The sequence below is a fragment of the Trichocoleus sp. FACHB-46 genome, assembly GCF_014695385.1.
Taxonomy (GTDB): Bacteria; Cyanobacteriota; Cyanobacteriia; order FACHB-46; family FACHB-46; genus Trichocoleus.
The window spans coordinates 1-6,839 of record NZ_JACJOD010000053.1 but is presented as its reverse complement, the minus strand read 5'-3'; the positions used below and the strand labels follow the sequence as shown (position 1 = coordinate 6,839).

The 6,839-nt window shown below is 48.8% G+C and carries 10 protein-coding genes and 1 pseudogene; 6 read left to right on the top strand and 5 right to left on the bottom strand.

What is annotated here, in order from left to right:
- Positions 1-124 (bottom strand): IS1 family transposase (locus H6F72_RS25595; protein WP_304940961.1); only part of this gene is annotated, 124 nt, incomplete at its 3' end.
- 54 nt (positions 125-178) lie between these two features.
- Here H6F72_RS25595 and H6F72_RS25590 point away from each other — a divergent pair.
- Entirely contained in the window at positions 179-523 is a 345-nt protein-coding gene (locus tag H6F72_RS25590) for an N-acetyltransferase (RefSeq protein WP_190442210.1), read from the top strand.
- Between the two features lie 155 nt (positions 524-678).
- Here H6F72_RS25590 and H6F72_RS30490 read toward each other — a convergent pair whose 3' ends face one another.
- Both H6F72_RS30490 and H6F72_RS25580 read right to left on the bottom strand, forming a co-directional pair.
- A complete protein-coding gene (locus H6F72_RS30490; protein WP_242017135.1) occupies positions 679-861 on the bottom strand; it encodes a glycosyltransferase in 183 nt (60 codons plus the stop codon).
- A 163-nt stretch (positions 862-1,024) separates the two neighbouring features.
- Positions 1,025-1,225, bottom strand: coding sequence for a hypothetical protein (locus tag H6F72_RS25580; protein WP_190442208.1), 201 nt, complete (start codon positions 1,223-1,225; stop codon positions 1,025-1,027).
- 130 nt (positions 1,226-1,355) lie between these two features.
- On the opposite strand from H6F72_RS25580, the gene H6F72_RS25575 reads away from it, so the two are divergent.
- Positions 1,356-2,198 carry an ADP-ribosylglycohydrolase family protein gene (locus H6F72_RS25575; RefSeq protein ID WP_190442207.1) on the top strand — a complete coding sequence of 281 codons (843 nt, stop codon included), beginning with the start codon at positions 1,356-1,358 and terminating at the stop codon, positions 2,196-2,198.
- A gap of 924 nt (positions 2,199-3,122) precedes the next feature.
- Positions 3,123-3,317, top strand: a complete 195-nt coding sequence (locus H6F72_RS25570; protein ID WP_190442206.1) for a hypothetical protein — start codon at positions 3,123-3,125, stop codon at positions 3,315-3,317.
- Between the two features lie 371 nt (positions 3,318-3,688).
- Here the strand turns inward: H6F72_RS25570 and H6F72_RS25565 are convergent, their stop codons facing one another.
- Both H6F72_RS25565 and H6F72_RS25560 read right to left on the bottom strand, forming a co-directional pair.
- Positions 3,689-4,426 (bottom strand): hypothetical protein, encoded by a 738-nt coding sequence (locus H6F72_RS25565; protein WP_199299312.1) that lies wholly within the window; start codon positions 4,424-4,426, stop codon positions 3,689-3,691.
- Positions 4,426-4,764 (bottom strand): GNAT family N-acetyltransferase, encoded by a 339-nt coding sequence (locus H6F72_RS25560; RefSeq protein ID WP_190442205.1) that lies wholly within the window; start codon positions 4,762-4,764, stop codon positions 4,426-4,428. The genes H6F72_RS25565 and H6F72_RS25560 overlap by 1 nt, the downstream gene beginning before the upstream one ends.
- Before the next feature lie 126 nt (positions 4,765-4,890).
- On the opposite strand from H6F72_RS25560, the gene H6F72_RS25555 reads away from it, so the two are divergent.
- From H6F72_RS25555 to H6F72_RS25545, 3 genes and pseudogenes are all read left to right on the top strand, one after another.
- Complete coding sequence (locus tag H6F72_RS25555) at positions 4,891-5,952, top strand: alpha/beta hydrolase (RefSeq protein WP_190442204.1); 1,062 nt, start codon at positions 4,891-4,893, stop codon at positions 5,950-5,952.
- Positions 5,953-6,001: 49 nt separating this feature from the next.
- Entirely contained in the window at positions 6,002-6,289 is a 288-nt protein-coding gene (locus H6F72_RS25550) for an SDR family NAD(P)-dependent oxidoreductase (protein WP_348252751.1), read from the top strand.
- A 9-nt stretch (positions 6,290-6,298) separates the two neighbouring features.
- Positions 6,299-6,839: pseudogene (locus tag H6F72_RS25545) on the top strand (IS5 family transposase); the annotation flags it as partial.

The following is a 6,839-nucleotide window of genomic DNA, read 5'->3' as shown; positions in this document are numbered from 1 at the left end:
GATAGCCTTTGGGCTGGTAAGCATCCAGGAACTGACGAGAGCACTGACGGCACAAGTAGTTCTGCTGCTGTTGACGGCGACCGTTTTTGACGACGTGAGTGGATTGACAGTCTGGACATTGCATCAGGAGACCCTCAACGCTGCATCATATTACTATTGTGCAACGCCAGCGGTCGAGATGTTTTTGAATTTAGCCAGAGATGATTTTTCGTATCAAGATGACTGGTGGCAGTTTGGAATTAACAAGCGTGGGGACATTGTAGGCGTGGTTCTTCCAGTGACATTCAATGGTTGTGCCAAAGCAGATTTAGAAGAAGGAACTATCTACTACATGGGAGTTTTGCCAGAGTATCGAGGGTTTGGCTTTGCCAACGATCTTCTGTCTCAAGGAACACGGATATTGCAGGAGATCGGAGTCTGGCAAATATTCTGCGATACGGCTGTCACGAATGTACGAATGATTTCTGCCTTTAAGCAAGTGGGTTATCGCCAGTATGGCGAACCCTGGGAACGCCCTGTTTAATGAACATGAATCGCAAATCGGTTAATCTTCAATAACTTCAGCAACGTTAAGCAAGTCGGTATACATCTCCCGCAAACTGGGAGTTACCCACTGGCGCACCATGTATTCCTGCCCTGTTTTAAGATCCATTATCCGTGCCATTTCCTGCGAATCATTCATGGCCGTGAAATCGGGGCGCATGGGTGGAACTCAAAGTTCAACGCTGTCAACTTGGATTGATACACTTGATGTGTGACAAACATCACCTCATGCCCCCGTTGCCGCAGTTCAAGAGCGATTGCAATCATGGGATGGAGATCTCCCAGCGTTCCCAACGTTGTGACAACAATGCGGCTCATTTGCTTTCCTCCCAATTAATCACATTTCAGGATTTCTTGACGTTTCAAGCAGTTTCTAAATTAATCAGATTACGTAGGGATACCACTGGCAATCAACAGATTACTCCTCTGGAAAAGGCTTGAGAGCTTTGGGTGCGATCGCACCCGCATTATCATTGCTCACTCACAAAGATTTGAGAATCAACTGCGTTACTTGTTCTGGATAGTTAAGCTCGTGATGTCCTTCCAGAATGGTACGCATTGCCATGAGTGCTGTTCCTAAAACCAGATCGATCGCGGCTTGTGTACTCTCCACCCAAAATCGCTTCAGCCAGATTCCCACTTCCAGATCCGACATCAAATCTCGTTCAATCGTTTCACTCAAAGGGGTGTTAACTCTAGTTCAGGCATTGTTCCATAAACTTTCACAAAAGTGGCGTAGTAGCAATGTAAGCAGCTGATCTGTAATGATCGAAAGGGCAACCTGAGTATCGGTTATCTGAGGGTAGGTAGATATGTTATTGGAGTTAGCGATTGGGGATGCATACGGCGCTGGATTTGAATATGTCTCAAAACGAGTTCTGGAACGTAATGATTTATCAGGCTACCTCCAACACCCCCGATACAGCACACGCCCTGGCCAATATACTGACGATACTCAAATGAGTATAGCGATCGCAGAAGCGATTGTGGCAGACGATCGTTGGACACCTCTACACCTTGCTCATCGTTTTGTTGAAGTCTTTCATCGTGACCCTCGTGAAGGCTATGCTTCGCGCTTTTATGCATTTCTACAGCAGACTCAAACTGGCGAAGAGTTCCTGGCTAACATCCAACCCAACAGTGACAAAAGTGGGGCGGCGATGAGAGCAGGTCCAGTTGGTATTTTTGCAACGGTGGAAGAGGTGTTAGAACGAGCCTCGATTCAAACGCAGGTGACTCATAATACCCCTGCTGGCATCAGTGCAGCCCAAGCCTCAGCTTTGATGACGCATTACTTTCTGTATGACTTGGGCGTTAAGTCAGCATTAGGGAAGTTTCTTGATAGCCACGTTCCTGGGTATCAGTGGAATGAGCCGTGGCAAGGCGAAGTGGGTGCTCAAGGATGGATGAGTGTCAGAGCAGCAGTGACAGCAGTGCTTCGTCACACAAGCCTTAGTGCCATTTTGCAAGATTGTGTTCGTTTTGGAGGCGATGTTGACACGGTGGCAACGATCGCGTTGGCGGCTGGGAGTTGCAGCCAGGAGGTCATCCAAGATTTACCGCAGCATTTAGTGGATGGGTTGGAGAACGAGACATACGGACGGGATTATCTTTGTGATCTCGATGTTAAGCTGCTAGACAAAGTTCAGCGGTGATTGCCCCTAGCTAACTCGGCGTTGAAGCCGAATATCAAAATTGATCAGTTGGAATCACAAAGTTATCTGTATTGACTCAACTGTACCGTTAGACTACTAGCGATACTGAGTCTTCTGACAGTTTTCTTGCTTCTCCTAAATGCTTGAACTAAAGACTTTTAGCAATGAACCAAACGATTGCCAGTAAGTTGATAAATTTTTCGCCAATCGCTGGAATGTCCATCTTGTTTTGTTCGCTTTTCATGAAATGGTTCTCATGCGGCCATCTAGGTGACAGTTTTAGTCTGGAGCTAAGTTACATTGACTGGTTGAAACGAGGCAATGTAACTTTTTACTATTTGTATTTTTTATGTTTTTCCTTTGCAACCTGCTTTTTGTTTGCCAGCTATTTTTTGAGCAGGGTTAGTATCAACAAATGTTTTGTCTTGTTTTTAGTTATGCTTTTTCCGACAGTTCTGTTTTGGATGCTAGGGTCTTTTCTTCTAGCTACGGTAGGTTTCCATAGGACCGTGGATTACCCTTGTCATACAGAGCCTGGATTCTGGCTTTATATCTTTGGCTTTGCCGTTATTCCAATGGGAGGCTGCTTCAGAGCCAGAAGAAATGCTTGAGAGTAAGAAAAACTGAAGAAGCACTTTGGATTGAGGTTTAGTTACTTTTCTAGTGAAAGGCTCTAGTTTACTAAGATCTAACGATTCACTGGAGCGGCACGAATCGTCACACTATCATCGCGCTTGTTTTGCGTCACCGTCCGCTCAACTTAAGGCCGTTAGGCAGCTCGGTTGTGCACGGTTAATAGAGGTATATGAGGTGAGTCAGAAAGAAGTTGAACCGATTTAGTGGTGGCTGATGTAGGGGCATTTCCCAAATTTGAACTGGGCGCGCCTACGCGTTTTCACCAACGGGACGGCCGACGTTTTCGATATGGACGGGGTGACACACGAGTTCCCTGACGAGGAAGAGGCGAGGATGGTTCTTCAGGAGGATGACTTCAGCGAGCTTGGCACATTCGACGAAGAGGACGAGCGCGAATGGGGGATGTCGCTGAGGTTGCTCTCCCCACCCACAGCCGCATCCGACGACGAGTTGCTTCCCAAGATGTTCGTGAGAGCTGAGTGAGCAACGCCGCCTAACATAGCTTGCACCGAACACCGTTGCCTCTGATGTTATGCTTCACCCGCAGGTCCACGTCTCCGCATCGATGAATTGAGGCATTAATAGCTAGATTATTGCTGAAAATGCCTCAATTCATCCATGTTTTCGGCAAAATAAGCTGGCTCTGCTACATGCAAATACTAAAAAGCTGAAGGTATAAACCCCCAGCTTCTAATTTATTTCGCGTCTACAACACTCTGTATCGGTTCATCTAAGTCAAACTGTTGCGCACAAAAGCGGTCTCTCTCTTTAAGAACATATTAGGCGAACAGCCTTCTCATCCCATCAGGGCTCAGCAGGGGTGAAAGCAATTCACCCAGCAGTGGGAGCATCGCTTAGAAAGGAATTGAAATCGGTTGCAAATACTGGGCGTTCGCCCGCACATAACAACCCTGACGAGTGCTCATCAAAGGGGCACCATTAGAGAACGTAAACGCAGTGGCACCACGCGTCTCTGCTTCAATCCGATCACGGGTGGTATACACCCGTTGGATACTACCATTCGGACTGGTGCGGCAGTTGAGTTTGCCATCGCTGGAGACGACCCGCCAAGCTAACCAGGTGACGTTCCCATTCGTCTCACTCATCCACGTGTTGGCGTTGGTTGAGGTAAAGTCACCGTTGCGATCTGGGCGTGGTAGAGACTCCACCAGATCAAGCGTGACGCTCCGCCCGACTTGAGGACACCCACTGCCCCCCGTGATTTGCCAGGTCACCTTGGCTCCAATCTGATTGCTCACTCCCGGATTTTGCCGGGCGATGCGAATCTTGCCAGTACAAGTCATTGCTGTTCCAGGACCCATCACTTGATCCTGAAATGTTCCCGTATACAACGTCTGTCCAGCCCCTGCAGCCTTGCTTGAGATCGCAATATCGCCCTTCCAAGAACGACCCGCGCTCTTGGTGAAATAGTAGCCCCAAGGCTTTTCGGACAGAGGACTGGTTTCTTGCAAGACGACAACCGTGCTATCAGTGCTACTGCGATAGGTTGAAGCGATCGCAGGATGGAACCAGGCGACAACGCTAGCACTTAGTAAGACAGTGGCTCCCGCCCAATTCAAATATCGGTTCATCAATACAGCGTTCCTTGAATAATCGGTATCACTCTTCTGTAAATACCGATTTGACGCTTCTGATTCCTGATTTTTGTGCTACAGGAACCAATCAATCTGTGGTTCGCTTTCAGTGCAATTCCCCAACGAATTCCACGTCCCGACTCCAATTCCTTAGCGCGTCGTCCAATCAGCGCGATCGCCTGCTCAACATGGGTTAATGTATCTAGATCATGAAACTGAGTGACATGGGGATCAGCAAAAATTGCAAATACCGCATCCGCATCATCCAGGGTAGTTTGCCGTAATAAAAGCCGCGCTGTCTCCAGATTAAGGAAAGGATGTCGGGTGGGTTGCATAGGGGCACAGCTTTAACGCAAAATACAACCGCAAAATTTTGATAAAACAGCGCAAGAATCGGGCTTTAGGTTTGAGAGAAATTTTTCTACTCTTGAGTTATTGAAACCCAAGCAGAGGAACCAACCATGAACTTGATTCAATCCCTAATTGCAACTGGCACGATCGCACTCGTTTCTCTTTCCTCTCTCCCTATTGCCCTATCAGAGACAGTAAATCCTACTGCAATTACAGGTGAACCTGGACAAGTGAGGGCTGAACGACCTGCATCTTTCAAACCCGGACGCAACCGGGTTGTCTTCCAGAGCGAGGGTGAACGGATGGTGGGCAACTTGTACCTGCCAACTTCCTACAAATCTGGAGACAAACTCCCTGTCATTGTCGTGACAGGTGCTTGGACAACCGTGAAAGAACAAATGCCTGCGGTCTATGCTCAACGCTTAGCCGATCGCGGATTTGCTGCCTTCACCTTTGATTTTCGCTACTGGGGTGAAAGTGGTGGGGCTCCTCGCCAATACGAATCGCCTACCGCTAAAGTGCAGGACATCAAGAATGCGGTTACGTTTCTGAAAACCTTACCAGTCATTGATGGCGATCGCCTGGGTGGGCTCGGCATCTGTGCTAGCGCCGGCTACATGGCACAAGCTGTTGCGGAAGATGCAAGCTTCAAATCCTTTGCCACCGTTGCTGCATGGCTGCATGACAGGGATTCACTCAACACCTTGTTTGGAGAAGCAACAGTGCGGAATCGGATGGCAATTGGTTGGGCTGCACGTGAGCAATACGATCGCACAGGGCAAGTCGCCTATGTTCCAGCTTATTCCCAAGGCGATCGCAATGCCGCGATGTTTGGCGATGTCAGCTACTACGGCAGTAAAGATCGCGGCGTGATTCCAGAGTGGACCAATCGCTTTGCAGTCATGTCCTGGCCCGAATGGCAAGGCTTTGATGCCATGGCGATCGCTCCCCAAATCACAACGCCGACGTTAGTGGTTCACAGCGATGGTTCTGCCCTACCGGATAACGCTCGCAGCTTCTACGCTTCCCTCAGTGGGGAAAAGCAGTTAGTCTGGACGGAAGGACAACATCTCGACTTCTACGATCGCGATCCCCAAGTTTCAACGACGATTAATGCCTTAGTCACACACTTTCAGACAACATTGTCTCACTCCACAGCAGCACAAAATTAGTCAGCCTGAGATACTCAACGGTCATCGCAAGTTATTGGGAGATCACACAATGAGTGGACGTATGGATGGAAAAGTCGTGATTGTGACGGGTGGAAGTTCTGGGATCGGTCGAGCAACTGCCATTGCATTCGCCAGAGAAGGCGCGCAGGTTGTGATTGCGGCCCGACGAGTCACGGAAGGGGAAGAAACCGTCAAACACATCGTTGAAGCTGGGGGAGAAGCAATCTTTGTCCAAACGGATGTGACTCAGGCAAACGAGGTGCAAGCTCTGGTCAATCGCACACTAGGGCGTGTTTTAAAACCCTTTGGCAGAATAGAAATAGTGCAGGAATACTGATTAACCTCCATGATTCTTCCACCACAAAAGAAGAACCGACGGGGTGAATTAAACGATCGGCAGTGGAAGCGCATTTGGTCCCTGCTTCCACCACAAAAGCCTCATACAGGTTGCCCCGCTAAAGACCATCGAACCGTCATCAACGGCATCTTGTGGATTCTCAGAACTGGTGCTCCTTGGCGAGACTTACCCAGTCGCTATGGTCACTGGTCAACAGTTTCAGGTCGATTCTACCACTGGCGTCACATCGGCTTGTGGCAGCAACTGCTCGAAGCCCTGCAGATCGAGGCCGATGCCGAGGGCAAAATTAACTGGGACATCCACTTTGTCGATGGGAGTGTTGTCCGTGCGCATCAACATGCAGCAGGAGCAAAAAGGGGGAACTAGCCCCAAGCAGCCTCTTATCCACCACTGAACAAAGCCAACAGCAAGAAGCACTGGGTCGTTCGAAAGGTGGGTTCAGCAGCAAAATTCATTTGCGTTGTGAGGGAAATGGTCTGCCTATCACATTTGTGGTGACCGTAGGGGAGTGCCATGAAGCTGTGGTGTT